The sequence below is a fragment of the Zunongwangia profunda SM-A87 genome, assembly GCF_000023465.1.
GTDB classification, from domain to species: Bacteria; Bacteroidota; Bacteroidia; order Flavobacteriales; family Flavobacteriaceae; genus Zunongwangia; species Zunongwangia profunda.
This window is the reverse complement of record NC_014041.1, coordinates 2,969,334-2,985,985: the sequence shown is the minus strand read 5'-3', so window position 1 is coordinate 2,985,985 and position 16,652 is coordinate 2,969,334. Positions and strand designations below refer to the sequence as shown.

Below are 16,652 nucleotides of genomic sequence, written 5' to 3'. Positions count from 1 at the left end.
ATGAAAACCATATAATTACCCTTAATTAACCAAAATTTGGTAGTTTAAAAAGTCGGGGTGGCAGGATTCGAACCTGCGACCTCCTGCTCCCAAAGCAGGCGCGATGACCGGGCTACGCTACACCCCGAGTTATTTATGAATCGCGACTTGGACGCGATGAAGCGGAGAGACTGGGATTCGAACCCAGGCATCCAAAAAGGATGACAGCTTAGCAGGCTGCTGCATTACCACTCTGCCACCTCTCCGTTAGTCTTAAAAAGAACGTTTCGCAAGCATTTTTGCGGTTGCAAATGTATATCAAACTTACGAAGCCTGCAAACCTTTTGTCGCTTTTTTCTCTTTATTTTTCGGCACTTCCGTTCATTTTGGCCTTAAGATTCTTTTTATCAGTAAGTTAAAATTCAATAAAAATTTATCAATTTTCCAGTTGTATAAATTTTGCCACCGCACCGATAATGCGCTCGTGTTTTTTGACAAATGGATTGTCCATATTCCAAACATAACCCGCTAAAACCGCACAAATTTGTCGCTTAAACTCGGGATTAGGAGACTTATGAAAGAAAATATCCTGTAAATCACCATTATACCAGTCTCTTACATAACTGGAAAAAACAGCAATACCTTCCTTCATATAATCGGCATAATCAGCTTGCCAGTCTGGTTGCTCGCCATTTAGCTCTTTTAAGGCAAGTTTAGCGGCTCTAAGCCCGGATTCGGTCGCAAAACTAACGCCAGAGGAAAATACAGGATCTAAAAATTCGGCACTATTACCCGTCAAAGCAAATTTATCTCCGTAAAGACATTTAACGCTTTTAGCGATGTGTTTGATGTTCTTCGGAATAAACTCCAACGGATAATTATCAAATCTGCCTTTATAATAGTTTAATTTTGAGATCATTTGCATAAAGCTAACTTCGGGATCTTTATCAAATTGATCAAACCATTCAGTTGGCGCCACAAAACCTAAACTTGTTTTTCCGTTAGAGAAGGGGATATACCAAAACCAAACTTGGGTTTCTAAAACCTCAAAAGTGATCAATTCACCTTCTTTCCCTTGGGGCCGAATCGTTTCTTCGATATGAGTGAACACAGACGAGTGAGATTCTAGCGTAGAAGCCTGTTCTAAATCCAATAACTTTGGCAATACACGGCCAAAACCACTACTGTCGATCACAAATTTTGCTTCGATTTCAGATTGTTTTCCGTCTTTATGCTGGATGGTGACTACGGGATTTTCGTTACTAAAATCTGCGGCAGTAACTTCGGTTTCAAAAGCTATATCAACGCCACGAGACTGTATTTCTTTTGCTAAGACATGATCAAAATCGGCTCTGGGCACCTGCCAGGTCCAATCCCAACCTTCACCGAATTTCTGACTAAAGTCAAATTCTCCCACTTTATCATCTTTGATAAAACGAGCCCCAAATTTTTTCTGAAATCCATGTTTTTCGATGATTTCCAGTAAGCCAGCTTCAGCAAAATTATCCATACAACGCGGAATCAAACTTTCGCCAATGCTAAACCTTGGGAATTGTTGTTTTTCTACCACTTTGAGTTGAACATTATGTTGCTGAAGATAACCGGCAGAAACCATTCCCGATGGCCCGGCACCAATGATTAGGATATCAGTAAATTCTCTTTTCATCATTTTCGAAATAGACTCAATTTATTAGCGTTCGTAATAAACTGCTCAGCATAAATTCATGAAGCATTTATTATAAAATTGTTTTTAATTCGAGGCAAGCCGCAGCGCATTTCATCTCGATTATCGAGTAAATATAGTACATTTGCGGATTAACCAATACGGTGACATCTATTCTAAATATTATGCTTAGCATCAAAGCTCCATTAAAATTAGTTGATTTTCAAAAGGTTTTGTTTGAAAACCAAAAACTTGAAATTTCCAACGAAATTCGCCAAAAAGCGGAAAATTCATTTCATTTTCTTCAGGAATTCGCGAAAGATAAAGTGATTTACGGAGTAAATACCGGTTTTGGCCCGATGGCCCAGTATCGAATAAAAGACGAAGATCGCCTGCAATTACAGTATAATTTAATTAGAAGTCATGCTTCAGGGACCGGAAAACCTATAGCCCCATTATATGTTAAAGCCTCGATGCTGGCGCGTTTACATACGCTTTCACTAGGATATTCCGGGGTTCATACCTCGGTTTTAGAAACCATGCAGCAGCTTATCAATCATGATATTACCCCACTTATATTTGAACATGGTGGAGTAGGGGCTTCGGGAGATTTAGTGCAACTGGCACACCTGGCCCTGGTACTTATCGGTGAAGGCGAGGTTTTTTATAAAGGTGAGCGAAAATCAACAATATCGGTTTTTGAAAAGTTACATATTAAACCTATCCAAATTAAATTACGTGAAGGCCTGGCCTTGATCAACGGAACTTCTGTAATGACGGGGATTGGAATTGTAAATATAATTCACGCCAGACGATTACTGGAATGGTCGGTTTGTTGTTCTTCAATGCTGAATGAATTAGTGGCGGCCTATTCAGATCATTTTTCGGCAGAATTAAATGCTTCGAAAGTACATGAAAGTCAGCATGCCATTGCTGAAATGATGCGGAAGCACCTAAAGGATAGTAAACGCATTAAAAATCGACAGGATCATCTCTATCGAGATTCGTCGAATACGGAAGCTATTTTTTCAGAGAAAGTTCAGGAATATTATAGTTTACGTTGTATCCCACAGATCCTGGGGCCGGTTTTAAACACGATTAATGCTGCGGAAAAAATTTTGATGGACGAAGTAAATTCAGCTAACGATAACCCCATTGTTTCCGTAGAAAAGCAAATGGTCTATCACGGCGGAAATTTTCACGGCGATTTTATCTCGCTGGAAATGGATAAATTGAAACTGGTCATTACACGATTATCGATGTTGGCCGAGCGGCAATTAAATTACCTGCTAAATAGCAAACTCAACGAAATATTCCCGCCATTTGTGAATTTGGGTACCCTGGGACTTAATTTTGGTCTGCAAGGCGCACAATTTACCGCAGTCTCCACCACAGCAGAAAATCAAACGCTTTCTAATAGCATGTATGTGCATAGCATCCCGAATAATAATGACAATCAGGATATCGTAAGTATGGGCACTAATGCTGCAACAATGACTAAAACGGTGATCGATAATGCCTATCAGGTACTGGCGATAGAAATGATAGCGATTATACAGGGTATAAAATATATTGATGATTTAGAGGACTTTAGTGAACGATCGAAGGCTGTTTTTAAGCAATTTCAGGATAGAATAGCTTTGGAAAAACAACATGATTTTCCGTTATATGCAACGATAAAAGATGTTACCAAGTCTTTAAAAGAAAACGACGTTTATAAATGAAATACGCTTTAGTTACAGGAGGTTCCCGCGGCATAGGAAAAGCAATCGCCATAAAGCTGGCGCAGGATTTAGGCTATCATATTTTACTGAATTATCATTCCAATACCCAGGCGGCTAAAGTTACCGCTAAAAGTATTGAAGAAAACCATGTAAAATGCGAACTTTTAGCTTTTGATGTTGCGGATGCCAAAGCGACTAAAAATGTCCTTGGAAACTGGCAAAAATCGAATCCTGAAGCAGTCGTTGAAGTTATTGTAAATAATGCCGGAATCACTAAAGACGGGCTGTTTATGTGGATGGGAGAAGACGATTGGCATTCGGTGATCAACACCTCTTTAAATGGATTTTACAATGTTACCCAGCAGTTTGTAAAAAGTATGCTGCAAAAACGATACGGCAGGATTATCAATATCGTGTCTTTATCGGGAGTAAAAGGAAATCCGGGACAGGTAAACTATTCAGCCGCAAAAGGCGCGGTAATCGCTGCAACAAAAGCTTTAGCTCAGGAAATCGGCAAACGTAAAGTTACGGTAAATGCCGTGGCACCGGGATTTATAACTTCAGATATGACGGCCGATTTCGATGAAAAAGAATTAAAGAAAATGATTCCGTTACAACGTTTCGGAGAAGCTGAAGAAGTTGCGGAGCTGGTAAGTTTTCTGGCCTCAAAAAAAGCCTCGTATATTACGGGCGAAGTCATTAATATCAACGGTGGATTATATTCATAACCCATGGCAGGTTGGAGTGGAAAATCACGCGGAACGCTTTTAAGCATTCGAATATATGTATTTATTATTCGGACGTTTGGGGTATATCCGGCCTATTTTTTATTGATTTTTATCACGTTGTATTTCTTCATCTTTGCACCAAGCTCTACCCGAAGCATCTATTACTATTTCCGCAGAAGATTAGGATTTGCCGGGTTCAGTGCTTTTATAAATGTATACAAAAGTTATTTCAAATACGGGAAAGTTCAATTAGATCGGGTATTGATTACGGCCGGAATGAAAGAACGCTATAGCTTCGATTTTGATGGGATAGAACATATTGAAAATCTTCGAAAATTAAATAGCGGTGGTATCCTGCTTACTGCACATATCGGTAATTTTAATTTGGCAAAGCATTTTTTTGACGAGCAGCATACCAGCGCTGTGATCAATCTGGTGATTAGCGATTTTGAACACGAAAACATCAAAAATTATATGGAGTCGGTTACCGGCAAATCGGCGGTGAAAATTATCGTGCTTCAAAAAGATTTATCCCATATTTTTAAAATGAACCAGGCGCTAAAAAATAATGAGCTCTTGGTATTTGCGGCAGATCGGTATATGGAGGAAGCCAAAACCTGGGAAGCTGATTTTCTGGGTGCTAAAGCTAAATTTCCACAAGGCCCCTTTAAATTAGCCGTAAGAAATGATATTCCGGTATTGTTTGTACATATCATGCGCGAACGAAATTTTCATTATCATTTTTATGCCAGGCCTTATATTCCCGAAAAAAATACGCCAAAAGAAGTTTTAAAAGCGTATCTTGAAAATCTTGAAAAAATGGTCAAAACCTATCCACATCAGTGGTATAATTTTTACGACTATTGGAACGATTTTAGCTAATCAATTTTTATGGCAGAAAAATTACTTCAGGCTCCTATTTTAGATCCACAGGAGATTATAAAATTAATTCCGCAGAAACCACCATTTGTTATGGTGGATAAGTTGCATGATTATACAAAACTTACCGGAATCACGGGCTTCCTCGTGCCGGCCGATAATATCCTGGTGGATAACGGTATTTTTTCTGAACCAGGCCTTATAGAGCACATGGCACAAAGTATGTCGCTGCACCGCGGCTATCAGGGCTATATCAGCGGACTGGAAAAACCCCAAACCGGATTTATAGGTGCGATCAAATCGGTTGAAATCTTTAGATTACCAAAAGCTGGGGAAGAACTGACCACACATGTCGAAATTTTGCATGAAGTAATGAAGGTGACCCTGGTAACGGCAAAAACCTTAGATAAAAACGAGCAGGTGATCGCTACTTCAGAAATGAAAACCGTAACGGTAGATTAAGGCTTTAAGGGGGTAATCAGATGATCCCGTTGTTATCATTACCCGTTGCTTTCATTACCGCGAGGCTTCGAAGCTATAAAATTCTTTTCAGAATCCTCCTTTTTAGGCTTGCCCGGAAGTTTATGATCAATGTTACTTAAATGAATAAAGAATTAAACATACAAACTCAATTAAAGGTGCGTTTTAGCGAGTGTGATTCTTTACAAATTGTCTGGCATGGCAACTATCTGAAATATTTTGAAGAAGGTCGCGAAGATTTTGCCCGCAGACACCATATTTCGTATTTAGACGCGAAAGCCAATGGCTTTGCAACGCCTATCGTAAAATCTTCCTGTGAGCATAAGCTACCTTTAAAATACGGTGACGAATTTATGGTCGAAACGACATTTGTTCCTACTGCATCAGCTAAAATCATTTATCAATACCGGATTTTTAAAGACAGTCAATTGATCTGTACCGGGGAAACGGTTCAGGTTTTTGTAGATGAAAATGGAGCGTTAGTATGGAATAATCCTTCATTTTTTCTAGATTGGAAAAAGAAAATGGGGCTGATTTGATGAAGAACCTTTACTTACATGAAGATTGCATAATTTCGCCGATTGGTTATACCACTTCAGAAAATCTGGAACATCTAAGAAGCGGCACTACCGGTTTACAGAAATTTGATAAAAGTGAGTTTCTGGATACTCCAATTTGTGCCGGAGTGTTAAATTCAGAAGTATTGGCGCAAGCTTTTTCTGCCATTGGTGATTCCAAAGCCTATACAAAACTGGAGCAAATGATGCTGTTGGCGGTTCACCAAATTCTGATTAAAAATCCGGACTTGAACCGGATGGAAACCGGACTTATCGTGTCAACCACCAAAGGGAATGTTCATCTTTTAGAAGACTTGGGTGTTTTTAAAAAAGAGCGCTTGTTATTATCCAATTTGGGCGAAATTATTAAAGACTTTTTTGGGTTTAATCTAAAACCTATTGTGGTGTCTAATGCCTGTATTTCTGGAGGTTTGGCCCTTGCAGTTGCCAAGAAAATGATCAATGCCGGGAAATTTAATAAGGCTGTTGTGGTAGGGGGTGATATGCTATCAAAGTTTATCGTTACCGGTTTTAATTCTTTTCAGGCGCTTAGTGAAACCGCCTGTAAACCTTTTTCCAAAGATCGAAACGGCATTAACCTTGGTGAAGCTGCCGCTGCCATGCTGGTGAGTAACACCCCAAAAAAAGATTCGATTACTATCAGTTTAGCAGGTGATGCTTCGGCCAATGATGCCAATCATATCTCTGGCCCGTCAAGAACCGGTGAAGGTTTATTTAAAAGTATTCAGAATTCGCTTAAAGAAGCCGGGATTTCTTGTGAAGCTATTAAAGCGGTCGCTACGCATGGTACCGCAACGCTATATAATGATGAGATGGAAGCGATTGCCATTGCACGAAGCGGTTTGGGAGCCACTCCGCTACATAGCGTAAAAGCTTATTATGGACATACCTTAGGAGCATCGGCTTTAATCGAATCTATTTTATGTAAACACATGATGCTGAATAACGAAATTTATCCTAGTCTTCATTTTAATAAACTAGGTGTTTCAAAACAAATAAATGTGGTTACCGCTTATCAAAATTCGATAAACCTGGATTATGTTTTAAAAACAGCTTCAGGGTTTGGGGGCTGTAATTTGGCGATGGTTTTTAAAAAAGAAAGACAAAATGGCTAATCTAAGTATAGATCATTGGGTACGAATTAAAGATGGAAAAATCATTGCTGATGGTGAAGTGATATTTGCTTCGGAAGCAGATATTGCGAGCTTTTTAAAAGCTGCTTTTAAGTTTTTAAATATAAAATATCCCAAATTCCATAAAATGGACCGACTTTCGAAGTTGGGGTTTATCGCTTCAGAAATCGTAATGAAAGAAGAGGCTGAAATTTCTGAAGATACCGCTCTTGTTTTTAGTAATAACAGCTCAAGTTTAGCCAGTGACCAAAATTACCAGGAATCTATAAAAAATTTTCCTTCCCCTTCACTTTTTGTCTATACCCTGCCCAATATTGTTTTGGGAGAAATTAGTATTCGGTTTGGATTAAAAAGCGAAAATGTCTTTTTTATTGAAGATGAGTTTAATGCAAAATTATTGATCGATTATTCTGTGCAGTTAATCGAATCTGCAAAAGCAAATAAAGTGCTTTGTGCCTGGTTAAACTTGCACAATGTTGAATATGATGTATTTTTGTGGCTAAGTTCAGAATCTCAAAAAAAAGAAATTACTGAAGAACAAATACGCAAAATATACGATGCCGATTATGACTGATTTGCATACCGAGTTAAAAGCCAGTATCATAGAACAGCTAAACCTGGAAGATATGGAGGTGAGCGATATAGAAAATGACGAACCGCTATTTGGTGACGGGCTTGGCTTAGATTCCATTGATGCTTTAGAACTTATCGTTTTACTGGAAAAAGATTACGGTATCAAACTTACCGATCCTAAAAAAGGCCGGGAAATTTTTGAAAGTATCAATAAAATGGCAGATTTTATTGAAGCGAACCGTACAAAATAAAATATGAGTAGGAGCGTTGCCGTAACCGGAATGGGTATTTTTTCTGCTATAGGAAAAAATCTTGAGGAAAATCACCGCTCGCTAATTCATGGAAAACACGGACTTTCACATCCTGAAATCCTGGAAACAGTTCATCAAAATTTACCTATTGGGGAGATTAAATCTACTAATAGTGATCTTGCTGATGCATTGAATTTGGATAAAAATCATGCGTTTACCCGTGCGGCATTATTAGGAACTATAGCTTTAAAAGAAGCGCTTCAAAATGCTAAAATAGAAGATTTTACAAATATTGGATTTGTAAACGGAAACAGTGTTGGTGGTATGGATATGACCGAGCGGTTTTATCGGGAATATGAAAGCAATCCGGCTAATCGAAGGTTTATACAGGCACAGCATCCGGGATTTACCACAGAACAGATCGCCGGTTATTTTGGGATTGATAATTATGTTACCACGATTAGCACGGCATGCTCATCTGCTGCAAATGCCGTTATGTTGGGTGCCAGGCTTATACAATCTGGTCGCCTGGATCAGGTTATTGTGGGGGGAACCGATTGTCTTTCAAGATTTACACTAAATGGTTTTAATTCCTTAATGATTTATTCGGAAGATTTTCCGAAACCTTTTGATAGCGAACGAAAAGGACTAAACCTGGGAGAAGCCGCAGCATATCTGGTATTGGAATCGGCAGACTTTGCTAAGAATAAAGAAGTTTTAGGCTATGTTTCCGGTTATGGAAATGCCAATGATGCTTTTCATCAAACCGCCTCTTCAGAAAATGGGGAAGGTGCTTATCTTGCCATGCAAAAAGCTCTGGAAACAGCCAACTTAAACCCGCACCATATCGATTATGTCAATGCACATGGTACGGCTACACAAAATAACGATCTCTCAGAAAGCCGGGCTTTAATTCGTATTTTTAAAGAAATGCCGGCTTTTAGCAGTACAAAATCTTTTACCGGCCATACGCTGGCAGCAGCCGGTGCGATCGAGGCTGTGTTTAGTTTGCTGGCGATAAAACATCAGCAAATTTACCCCAATCTTAATTTTAACTCGGCTATTAGTGATACCAGATTACGACCGTTCACCGAGTTAAAATCGACTAAAATTCAGCATGTGTTATCTAATTCTTTTGGTTTTGGCGGCAACTGTACATCTTTAATATTCAGTAAAGATGAGTAGAAAAATGTACATTAACGGAATGGCTAGCATCGCAGCCCAAACGGAAGAGGATCTGTTTGCTGAAAACCTGCAATCGTTCAGCGAAAATATATTTCCGGCAACTTCAGTAAATTATAAAGAATATATTAAACCCATGATGCTTCGCCGAATGTCGAAGGCCATAAAAATGGGGCTGGTAACCGCTAAGCGAGCTTTAAATGAAGCAGGAGTAGATGTTCCCGATAGCATTATTGTAGGAACCGGAGAAGGCTGCAAACAGGATACCGAAAAGTTTTTGGAGAATATCTTAGATGAAAATGAAAGTTTTTTAACGCCAACAGCTTTTATCCAGAGTACGCACAACACCGTGGGCGGGCAAATTGCACTCGATTTAAAATGTACCGGTTATAATATGACGTATACGCAGAATAGCGCATCTTTCGAATCGGCCTTAATCGACGCAAAACTTCAATTTACGGAAGAGATGGGTACACGTTGTGTTTTGGTAGGAGGTGTAGATGAAATTGCAAGAATAAGCACCCCTTTTTATAATTTAGACGGACAGTTAAAAGCTGGCGAAATAAATACAGCTAAAATTCTACAATCTTCGTCGGAAGGGACCATAACTTCTGAAGGCGCTGCATTCTTTTTACTTTCAGAAATAAGAACACAGGATTCTTTTGCTGAAATTTCTGATTGTATGATTTACAGGAATATTTCAGAAGAAAAGCTTCAGGAAGAAATTAGCTGGTTTTTAAAGAAAAATGATTTGAAAATCGAAGAGCTTGATGTAGTGATTTTAGGCAATAATGGGGATACAAGGTACGATCATTATTATAAACAACTTCAGGAAGATCTATTTAAAAATACGCTTCAGTTAGGCTATAAAAATTGGGTAGGTGATTATAATACCGTTACCGCTTATGCCTGCTGGCTTGGTGCTGAAATCCTAAAAAGAAAAGAAATTCCGCAGCAATTAAAATTGAATAATCTATCGCTTAAACAACCAACCTCGATTTTAGTTTATAATCAGTATCTTGGGAAAAATCATAGTCTAACTTTGCTCCGAAGTCTTTGAAATTCCGTATTATAAATTTCTTTATTTGGATCTTATTGATCGCTGTGGCGATGTATACCGGTATTAACGGCTTACCACTTTGGCCCATAGCGATATTGGCGATCTTGTATCCTGTGTTTTTAATCACTATTTCTACCAATATTCGATGGAATGTGTTTGTAAAAGGATATCATCATCAAAAAAAACATCCGAAAAAAGAAGTGTGCTTAACTTTTGATGATGGTCCAACCCAAGTTACCCCACACATCCTGGAGCTATTGGATAAATATGATGCAAAAGCCTGCTTTTTTTGTATTGGTAAGCAAATGGAAAAGCATCCTGAAATTGTTCAGGAAATTATAAAAAGAGGTCATACCATAGGAAATCATACCTATTCACATACCCGAAAAATGGGGTTTCTTTCTTCCAAGAGTATAGCGAGAGAAATTGATGCCTGTAATATTGTGGCAAACAATATCACCGGTTTAAACCTTCAATTTTTCAGACCGCCTTTTGGGATCATCAATCCAAAAACCAAACGGGCTATACAAAAAACAGGGCACCGGGTAATTGGTTGGAACCTTCGTACTTATGATGCGATTTTAAATAATGAAACCAAAATTGTAGATCGCGTAAAGCGTAAACTACAACCGGGAGATGTAATTTTATTGCATGATAATAAGGAACAAACCGTAACTATCTTGGAACAATTGTTGATACACTTTGAATCAAATGAATATCAGGCAATACGGCCAGATCAATTATTTAAAATCCATGCGTATATTTAGTTTTATCCTGTTTTTCTGGAGTTTTGGAGTTTTTGCTCAGCAGCAAAATTTTACCAGTGTAAACTTAAAATCATCACCATCACAGCTTACTGAAAAAATGGAATCGGCCAAAAGCCTTTATGGAGAGTTTGAGCAGACCAAAGTGATGAAAATGATGGATGCAGAAGCCTCTTCTCATGGCAAAATCTATTATAAGTCGCCTGATATCATAAAATGGCAGTATACCAAACCTTTCCCATATTCTTTACTTTTTAAAAATGATTTTTTGTATATCGATGATGATGGTCAAAAAAGCAAGCAGGATATGAGTGCCAACAAACTCTTTGCGAAACTTGGTGATCTTATCACGGGAAGCCTTAACGGAAAACTATTACAGGACGATGCCAATTTTGATGTGGAATATCGTAAAAAAAAGAACGTGGTTGAAGCTGTAATTACGCCTAAAAATAAAAGTATGGCTGATATGTTCGAGAAAGTGATTATGAGTTTTTCTGAAGATCAAATGCTACAATCTGTGAAACTTCAGGAAGATACCGGAGATTATACCTTAATCACATTTAAGAACTGGTATATCAACAAACCTATAAAAGCCGCTGTTTTTCAGCCATAAGGTGTTGATGTGGGGTTTAGACCTTAGCATTCCTTTCAAATTACACTTTTTATACCGAATTTCTTAGCAAGGTTTTTTGGAATCATTTAAAATAAGCTTCGATTCTTCGTATATCAAGTAATTCCTGACACTTTATTAAAGTATTTCAGTATTTTAGTCGGCATTAAATTCCCTTTATGCTGCTTAAAGATTTTTATACAGTCTTAGAATCTTCACAACAAGAAGATACATTTATTACTAAACTTTCCATTGAGAAAACACATCCCTTATACGCAGGACATTTTCCCGAACGGCCGGTTACTCCCGGTGTAATTTTAATGCAGCTTTTTAAGGAGGAAGCTGAACGGCGTACCGGTAAATCATTAGCATTACAACATGCGAATAATGTGAAATTTATGGCGGTGGTCGATCCCAATACCTGTGATCATTTGATATTGGAATCTCATATCACTGAGGAAGATGGAATCATAAAAGTACGCGGAATTGCACGGCAGAATGAAGCTTTAGCCTTAAAATTCAGCGCCGTTTATAAGGCTGTTTAAGAGTTTATTGACCAGATAAGCAACCTAAGGATCAAGAAATAATTATTGATTATAATTTTTTAATTTCTAATACATTGATTTTGATCATTAGGTGTTTAAGATCATTGCGTAAATTTTTCAAGAAAATTTGTATCGAAGTGCTATCAATATGAAAATTTAGGTATAACGTCTTTACAAAGATTTTACGCAGTCTCCTTAGTTTATGAAACGAAACTAAGCTATAGAACTACCGGAGCCTTTAATCTCGATTATTAATAAAACTCTTATGTTTAGGTAGTTTAAATTAATACTTTTGCAGCAAGCAAAAAAATGAATTTGAATACTTCCGGCGTCTATCAAAACCGATTTAAGGCTTTAAATTGCTGTGTTTTAGTTCCTACTTACAATAATGAACGCACCTTGGCTTCAGTAGTAGAGGGATTGATGGTTTATACCAACCAGATTATTGTTTTAAACGACGGAAGTACTGATAACACCAGAGAAATATTACAGCATTTTACCCAAATCGAAGTACGTAATTTTCAAAAGAACAGGGGTAAAGGTAAGGTGCTTAAAAAAGGATTTAAGATTGCCGAAGAGCTAGGTTACGACTATGCAATTACTATAGATTCTGACGGGCAGCATTACCCGGACGATCTTGATGTGTTTTTATCGGAATTAGAAAAAAGAAATCCTGGAGACAAAGAGATTCTTCTAATTGGAGATCGTAACATGGGAAGCGATGGGGTGCCCGGGGTAAGTGCTACCGGAAATGATTTCTCCAGTTACTGGTACCTGGTGGTTACCGGTTTTCAGCTTCACGATACCCAAAGTGGTTACCGCCTATATCCTGTAAAGGTGATGAATTCCATTACTTTTTATACCTGGAAATTTGAGTTTGAAATCGAAACTATCGTAAAAGCCACCTGGCGAAAAATCGATGTTAAAAATGTACCGATAAAAGTACTTTACGATCAGAAAAACCGTGTAAGTCATTTCCGGCCTTTCTGGGATATCGTAAGGATCGTTTTGCTCTATATGTGGTTTGTGCTGGTGAGTTTTTTCTGGATCCATCCCCGAAATAAATACCGTGATTTTAAACAAAAAGGCTTTAAAAAATTCTGGAAAGAAGATATTGTAAAAAGTAATGAAAGTCCGGCAAAAAAAGCAACGGCCATAGCTTTGGGTATTTTTGTGGGCTTATCACCATTTTGGGGCGTACATACTTTTTTGGTTTTTGTATTAGCCGCATTTTTAAAAGTAAATAAGGTTACCGCCTTCTTATTCTCCAATATAAGTATACCGCCTTTTATTCCGATTATTGTTTATGTAAGTTTTCAAACAGGCTCATTGGTTATGGGAAAAGGTTGGGACTGGAGCTTAAAACTGCAGCACATTAGCTCTACCACCGATGTTTTTCTAGGCCTTGGGCAATATGTTTTAGGAAGTTTAGTATTGGCAATTACTGCTTCAATACTGGTTTGGATTGTGTTTTATTTGCTATTTTCGGTTTTAAATCAAAAGCAGATCATAAAATCTTAAATGCATCAGTTTTTTCTAAAATCCTATCGTTTTTTTCAGCAAAATAAATTGCCGGGAATTTTACTACTACTGGCTTTTGTGGCGGGAGTGGGATTTCTGGCTTCAAAAGTAGCATTAGAAGAAGATGTGACCGGTTTGATTCCAGCAGGGAAAGACCAGGATGTTTTAAAACGCATATTAAACGAAACCGAATTTTCGGATAAAATAATCATTACCATATCTTCAGAAGAAGAACAACCACAGGATTTAACAGCCTATGCGGAAAGATTTATAGATTCGGTACATACCAAATTACCCGGTTTTATTGAAAATATACAGGGAAAAGTTCCTGATGAAGGCGTTCGTGAAATTTATAATTTTGTCTATCAGAATTTACCTTTCTTTCTAAATGAAAAGGATTATAGGGAGATTGAAGAAAAGCTATCAGATACTGCAATTGCCAAGCAGATAAAAGAAGATTATCGCAGCATTATTTCCCCAACCGGGATTGTTACCAAAAATTTTATATTTCAGGATCCTTTGAGCTTAGGACCTATTGGCCTGGAAAAATTACGTGAGCTTCAAATAGGAGATAATTATCTGTTGTATAATAATTACTTACTTACAAAGGATAAAAAGCACCTTTTATTGTTTATAACGCCAACCTTACCGGCTTCAGAAACCAATAAGAACAATGAATTTATAGCCGAATTAAAAGAAATTCAGCAGCAGTTAAATTTAGAATTCAAGAATGTAAAAGGTGATTTTTTTGGTGGGGTGTTGTATTCCCTTGCTAATGCTAATCAGATTAAAAAAGACGTACAAATCACCATAAGTATCGCTATCTCGATATTGTTGATTTTACTCATCTTTTTTTACCGTAAAATTTATGTGCCATTAATTCTTTTTATTCCGGGTATTATCGCTGCGCTCACCGCAATAGCGATTTTATATATTTTTAAAGGCAGTATCTCGGCGATTTCCATAGGGATTGGTTCGATCTTACTGGGAATAACACTGGATTACGGACTTCATATTTTAACACATTACCGAAATAATCGCGATGTTTCACAGCTTTACCGGGAAGTAACCACGCCCGTTTTAATGAGTAGTCTTACAACCGCTACCGCCTTTCTCTGTCTTCTTTTCGTAAACAGCGATGCGCTTAATGATCTTGGGATGTTTGCGGCAATAAGCGTGATCATTGCTGCTTTTTTGGCCTTACTTTTAATTCCTTTGCTCTACGGAAAACGCATTACCGAAACACCTAAAAATACCTTTTTAGATAAACTGGCTGCAATACAGTTTTTTAGAATTAAACCTTTATTTTTTAGTGTCGTGTTATTGTTTGTGCTGGGATTGTTTTTTTTCACAAAAGTGAAGTTTAATAATGATCTGAGTAAAATTAACTTTCAGCCTGAAACCATTAAAAAAGCCGAACAAAAAATACAGAATATTGCGAATAGTAATGGTAAAACTTTGTATTTGGTAAGCTACGGGAATACGATCGATGAAGCCTTACAGGAAAATTCTAAAGTTTACCAAAGGCTTAAAAAATTTAATACAGAGCACCGGTTAAATAGCTATAGTAGTATTGGCGGGGTAGTCTTATCCACGCAAACTCAAAATAAAAAAATACAGGAGTGGAAGGATTTTTGGGATTCCAGGGATACTTCAGCGCTTAAAAATAAAATCCTGTCAGAGTCTGCTAAATATGGCTTTAAACCGGCAAGTTTTAAGGATTTTTATCACTTATTGAATAAAGATTTTAAAAACCTGCAATTAAATGATTATCAAAACACTACCAATCTTTATTTAAACGATTTTATTTCGATTAGTGAAGATTTTGCCACGGTAACTACAACGGTAAATTTGGGAGATGTGCCTTCTCAGGAATTTACTGCACAATTTGATCATCTGGATCATATGTTGATTATCGACCGGGAGCGGATCAATGAAGGATTTTTAGGGAATTTGAAGAACGACTTTAATCAATTGATCGGATTTTCGATTTTGGCAGTTTTTATGATCCTTTTAATTGCTTACCAAAATCTTGAAATTAGTCTTTTAACACTATTCCCCATCGGGATTACCTGGATTATTGCCCTTGGGATTATGGGCGCTTTTGGAATAGAATTTAATATTTTAAATATTATCATTTCTACTTTTGTTTTTGGTCTGGGGCTTGATTACAGTATCTTTATTACCAACGCCTGTTTAAAGGAATATCAAACCGGTAAGAGTGAGCTTACCACCTATCAAACCTCTATTTTAATCTCGGTAATTACCACATTGCTGGGGATTGGAGCTTTGATTTTTGCCAAACACCCTGCTTTACGGTCGGTTTCCAACGTTTCGATTATCGGTGTTCTTTCAGCTGTTTTAGTAGCTTTCGTGATCCAGGTATGGTTGTTTAATATTCTTTTTATTAATCGGCGTAAGAAAGGTTTGCCGCCATTTCGGTTTAGCAAGATTCGAAGTTTCATCCGTAGTAAAATTTATTATAAGCAGGATCTGTATTATCAGGATGCCGTACTGGATAATTATCGGTATAAACCTGTTTATACCCAGGCGAAAGCTGAATTTACCGAAAAAAAAGAATCCTATTTAAGAGTGTCTAATTTTATAGAAAAAGGGGAGTGCGTTTTCTTTTTCTATTCAGGGATTGGTGTTTTTCCTATTTATCTAAGTTATATAAATCCAAATTCTAAGGTAACGGGTTACGAAATCTCAGAAGAAGCGATAACAATTGCCAGAAATTGTTTTAGAAGCACGCATGAGTTTTTAAAATTTACCACTGCCATTGCAGAGGCCAAAACCTGTTCGACTTTTATTATTCCGGATCATGAATTAATAGATCTTGAAGAAATGAAGAAAATTATTAATCAATTTGGGAAAAAAGTAATTGTGCTACATCATGATCTGAATACCCAGTGGTTATTAGATGCGAATTTTGAAATCACCTATAGACAAAGCGGAATTTTAGTGTTTGAGCGTGAATAA

Annotated in this window: 16 protein-coding genes and 2 tRNA genes; 15 read left to right on the top strand and 3 right to left on the bottom strand. The window is 37.4% G+C overall.

The annotated features are described in order from the left end of the window. Positions 1-52: 52 nt before the first annotated feature. The 3 genes from ZPR_RS13190 to ZPR_RS13180 all read right to left on the bottom strand — a co-directional run bounded on the left by ZPR_RS13190 (position 53) and on the right by ZPR_RS13180 (position 1,645). Positions 53-127 (bottom strand) — tRNA-Pro (locus ZPR_RS13190). A gap of 35 nt (positions 128-162) precedes the next feature. After that, positions 163-245, bottom strand: a tRNA-Ser gene (locus ZPR_RS13185). Between the two features lie 170 nt (positions 246-415). After that, positions 416-1,645 carry an NAD(P)/FAD-dependent oxidoreductase gene (locus tag ZPR_RS13180; protein ID WP_041580003.1) on the bottom strand — a complete coding sequence of 410 codons (1,230 nt, stop codon included), beginning with the start codon at positions 1,643-1,645 and terminating at the stop codon, positions 416-418. A 182-nt stretch (positions 1,646-1,827) separates the two neighbouring features. Here ZPR_RS13180 and ZPR_RS13175 point away from each other — a divergent pair, with 182 nt between their 5' ends. The 15 genes from ZPR_RS13175 to ZPR_RS13105 all read left to right on the top strand — a co-directional run bounded on the left by ZPR_RS13175 (position 1,828) and on the right by ZPR_RS13105 (position 16,652). After that, positions 1,828-3,366 carry a flexirubin biosynthesis tyrosine ammonia-lyase FlxA gene (locus ZPR_RS13175; protein WP_013072195.1) on the top strand — a complete coding sequence of 513 codons (1,539 nt, stop codon included), beginning with the start codon at positions 1,828-1,830 and terminating at the stop codon, positions 3,364-3,366. Then, complete coding sequence (gene fabG / locus ZPR_RS13170) at positions 3,363-4,094, top strand: flexirubin biosynthesis SDR family reductase FlxB (RefSeq protein ID WP_013072194.1); 732 nt, start codon at positions 3,363-3,365, stop codon at positions 4,092-4,094. The genes ZPR_RS13175 and fabG overlap by 4 nt, the downstream gene beginning before the upstream one ends. Before the next feature lie 3 nt (positions 4,095-4,097). After that, the gene (locus ZPR_RS13165; protein ID WP_013072193.1) at positions 4,098-4,976 is read left to right on the top strand and encodes an LpxL/LpxP family acyltransferase; all 879 of its coding nucleotides are present in this window, start codon (positions 4,098-4,100) and stop codon (positions 4,974-4,976) included. Between the two features lie 9 nt (positions 4,977-4,985). Then, positions 4,986-5,435 (top strand): hotdog family protein, encoded by a 450-nt coding sequence (locus ZPR_RS13160; protein ID WP_013072192.1) that lies wholly within the window; start codon positions 4,986-4,988, stop codon positions 5,433-5,435. Between the two features lie 140 nt (positions 5,436-5,575). Then, positions 5,576-5,992, top strand: a complete 417-nt coding sequence (locus ZPR_RS13155) for an acyl-CoA thioesterase (RefSeq protein WP_013072191.1) — start codon at positions 5,576-5,578, stop codon at positions 5,990-5,992. After that, positions 5,992-7,146: a beta-ketoacyl-[acyl-carrier-protein] synthase family protein gene (locus ZPR_RS13150; protein WP_013072190.1), complete on the top strand. Its 1,155-nt coding sequence runs from the start codon at positions 5,992-5,994 to the stop codon at positions 7,144-7,146. Before ZPR_RS13155 ends, ZPR_RS13150 begins: the two co-directional genes overlap by 1 nt. Continuing rightward, entirely contained in the window at positions 7,139-7,738 is a 600-nt protein-coding gene (locus ZPR_RS13145) for a hypothetical protein (protein WP_013072189.1), read from the top strand. Before ZPR_RS13150 ends, ZPR_RS13145 begins: the two co-directional genes overlap by 8 nt. Further along, positions 7,731-7,988 (top strand): phosphopantetheine-binding protein, encoded by a 258-nt coding sequence (locus tag ZPR_RS13140; protein ID WP_013072188.1) that lies wholly within the window; start codon positions 7,731-7,733, stop codon positions 7,986-7,988. Before ZPR_RS13145 ends, ZPR_RS13140 begins: the two co-directional genes overlap by 8 nt. Positions 7,989-7,991: 3 nt before the next feature. Next, positions 7,992-9,173, top strand: a complete 1,182-nt coding sequence (locus ZPR_RS13135; protein ID WP_013072187.1) for a beta-ketoacyl-[acyl-carrier-protein] synthase family protein — start codon at positions 7,992-7,994, stop codon at positions 9,171-9,173. Beyond that, entirely contained in the window at positions 9,166-10,230 is a 1,065-nt protein-coding gene (locus tag ZPR_RS13130) for a beta-ketoacyl synthase N-terminal-like domain-containing protein (RefSeq protein ID WP_148211727.1), read from the top strand. Before ZPR_RS13135 ends, ZPR_RS13130 begins: the two co-directional genes overlap by 8 nt. Further along, positions 10,227-10,997, top strand: coding sequence for a polysaccharide deacetylase family protein (locus tag ZPR_RS13125; protein ID WP_041578920.1), 771 nt, complete (start codon positions 10,227-10,229; stop codon positions 10,995-10,997). The genes ZPR_RS13130 and ZPR_RS13125 overlap by 4 nt, the downstream gene beginning before the upstream one ends. Further along, positions 10,984-11,607 (top strand): flexirubin biosynthesis/transport protein LolA2, encoded by a 624-nt coding sequence (locus ZPR_RS13120; protein WP_013072184.1) that lies wholly within the window; start codon positions 10,984-10,986, stop codon positions 11,605-11,607. Before ZPR_RS13125 ends, ZPR_RS13120 begins: the two co-directional genes overlap by 14 nt. Before the next feature lie 176 nt (positions 11,608-11,783). Beyond that, positions 11,784-12,149: an ApeI family dehydratase gene (locus ZPR_RS13115; RefSeq protein ID WP_013072183.1), complete on the top strand. Its 366-nt coding sequence runs from the start codon at positions 11,784-11,786 to the stop codon at positions 12,147-12,149. Between the two features lie 309 nt (positions 12,150-12,458). Then, the gene (locus ZPR_RS13110; protein WP_041578919.1) at positions 12,459-13,670 is read left to right on the top strand and encodes a DUF2062 domain-containing protein; all 1,212 of its coding nucleotides are present in this window, start codon (positions 12,459-12,461) and stop codon (positions 13,668-13,670) included. Beyond that, on the top strand, positions 13,671-16,652 hold the full coding sequence (locus tag ZPR_RS13105; RefSeq protein WP_013072181.1) for an MMPL family transporter: 2,982 nt from the start codon (positions 13,671-13,673) through the stop codon (positions 16,650-16,652).

Coding starts and splice junctions, on each gene's coding strand:
- ZPR_RS13160 (WP_013072192.1), top strand. CDS start 4,986: ATGGCAGAAAAATTACTTCAGGCTCCTATTTTAGATCCACAGGAGATT.
- ZPR_RS13155 (WP_013072191.1), top strand. CDS start 5,576: ATGAATAAAGAATTAAACATACAAACTCAATTAAAGGTGCGTTTTAGC.
- ZPR_RS13115 (WP_013072183.1), top strand. CDS start 11,784: ATGCTGCTTAAAGATTTTTATACAGTCTTAGAATCTTCACAACAAGAA.
- ZPR_RS13145 (WP_013072189.1), top strand. CDS start 7,139: ATGGCTAATCTAAGTATAGATCATTGGGTACGAATTAAAGATGGAAAA.
- ZPR_RS13175 (WP_013072195.1), top strand. CDS start 1,828: ATGCTTAGCATCAAAGCTCCATTAAAATTAGTTGATTTTCAAAAGGTT.
- ZPR_RS13105 (WP_013072181.1), top strand. CDS start 13,671: ATGCATCAGTTTTTTCTAAAATCCTATCGTTTTTTTCAGCAAAATAAA.
- fabG (WP_013072194.1), top strand. CDS start 3,363: ATGAAATACGCTTTAGTTACAGGAGGTTCCCGCGGCATAGGAAAAGCA.
- ZPR_RS13135 (WP_013072187.1), top strand. CDS start 7,992: ATGAGTAGGAGCGTTGCCGTAACCGGAATGGGTATTTTTTCTGCTATA.
- ZPR_RS13120 (WP_013072184.1), top strand. CDS start 10,984: ATGCGTATATTTAGTTTTATCCTGTTTTTCTGGAGTTTTGGAGTTTTT.
- ZPR_RS13165 (WP_013072193.1), top strand. CDS start 4,098: ATGGCAGGTTGGAGTGGAAAATCACGCGGAACGCTTTTAAGCATTCGA.
- ZPR_RS13180 (WP_041580003.1), bottom strand. CDS start 1,645: ATGAAAAGAGAATTTACTGATATCCTAATCATTGGTGCCGGGCCATCG.
- ZPR_RS13130 (WP_148211727.1), top strand. CDS start 9,166: ATGAGTAGAAAAATGTACATTAACGGAATGGCTAGCATCGCAGCCCAA.
- ZPR_RS13150 (WP_013072190.1), top strand. CDS start 5,992: ATGAAGAACCTTTACTTACATGAAGATTGCATAATTTCGCCGATTGGT.
- ZPR_RS13140 (WP_013072188.1), top strand. CDS start 7,731: ATGACTGATTTGCATACCGAGTTAAAAGCCAGTATCATAGAACAGCTA.
- ZPR_RS13110 (WP_041578919.1), top strand. CDS start 12,459: ATGAATTTGAATACTTCCGGCGTCTATCAAAACCGATTTAAGGCTTTA.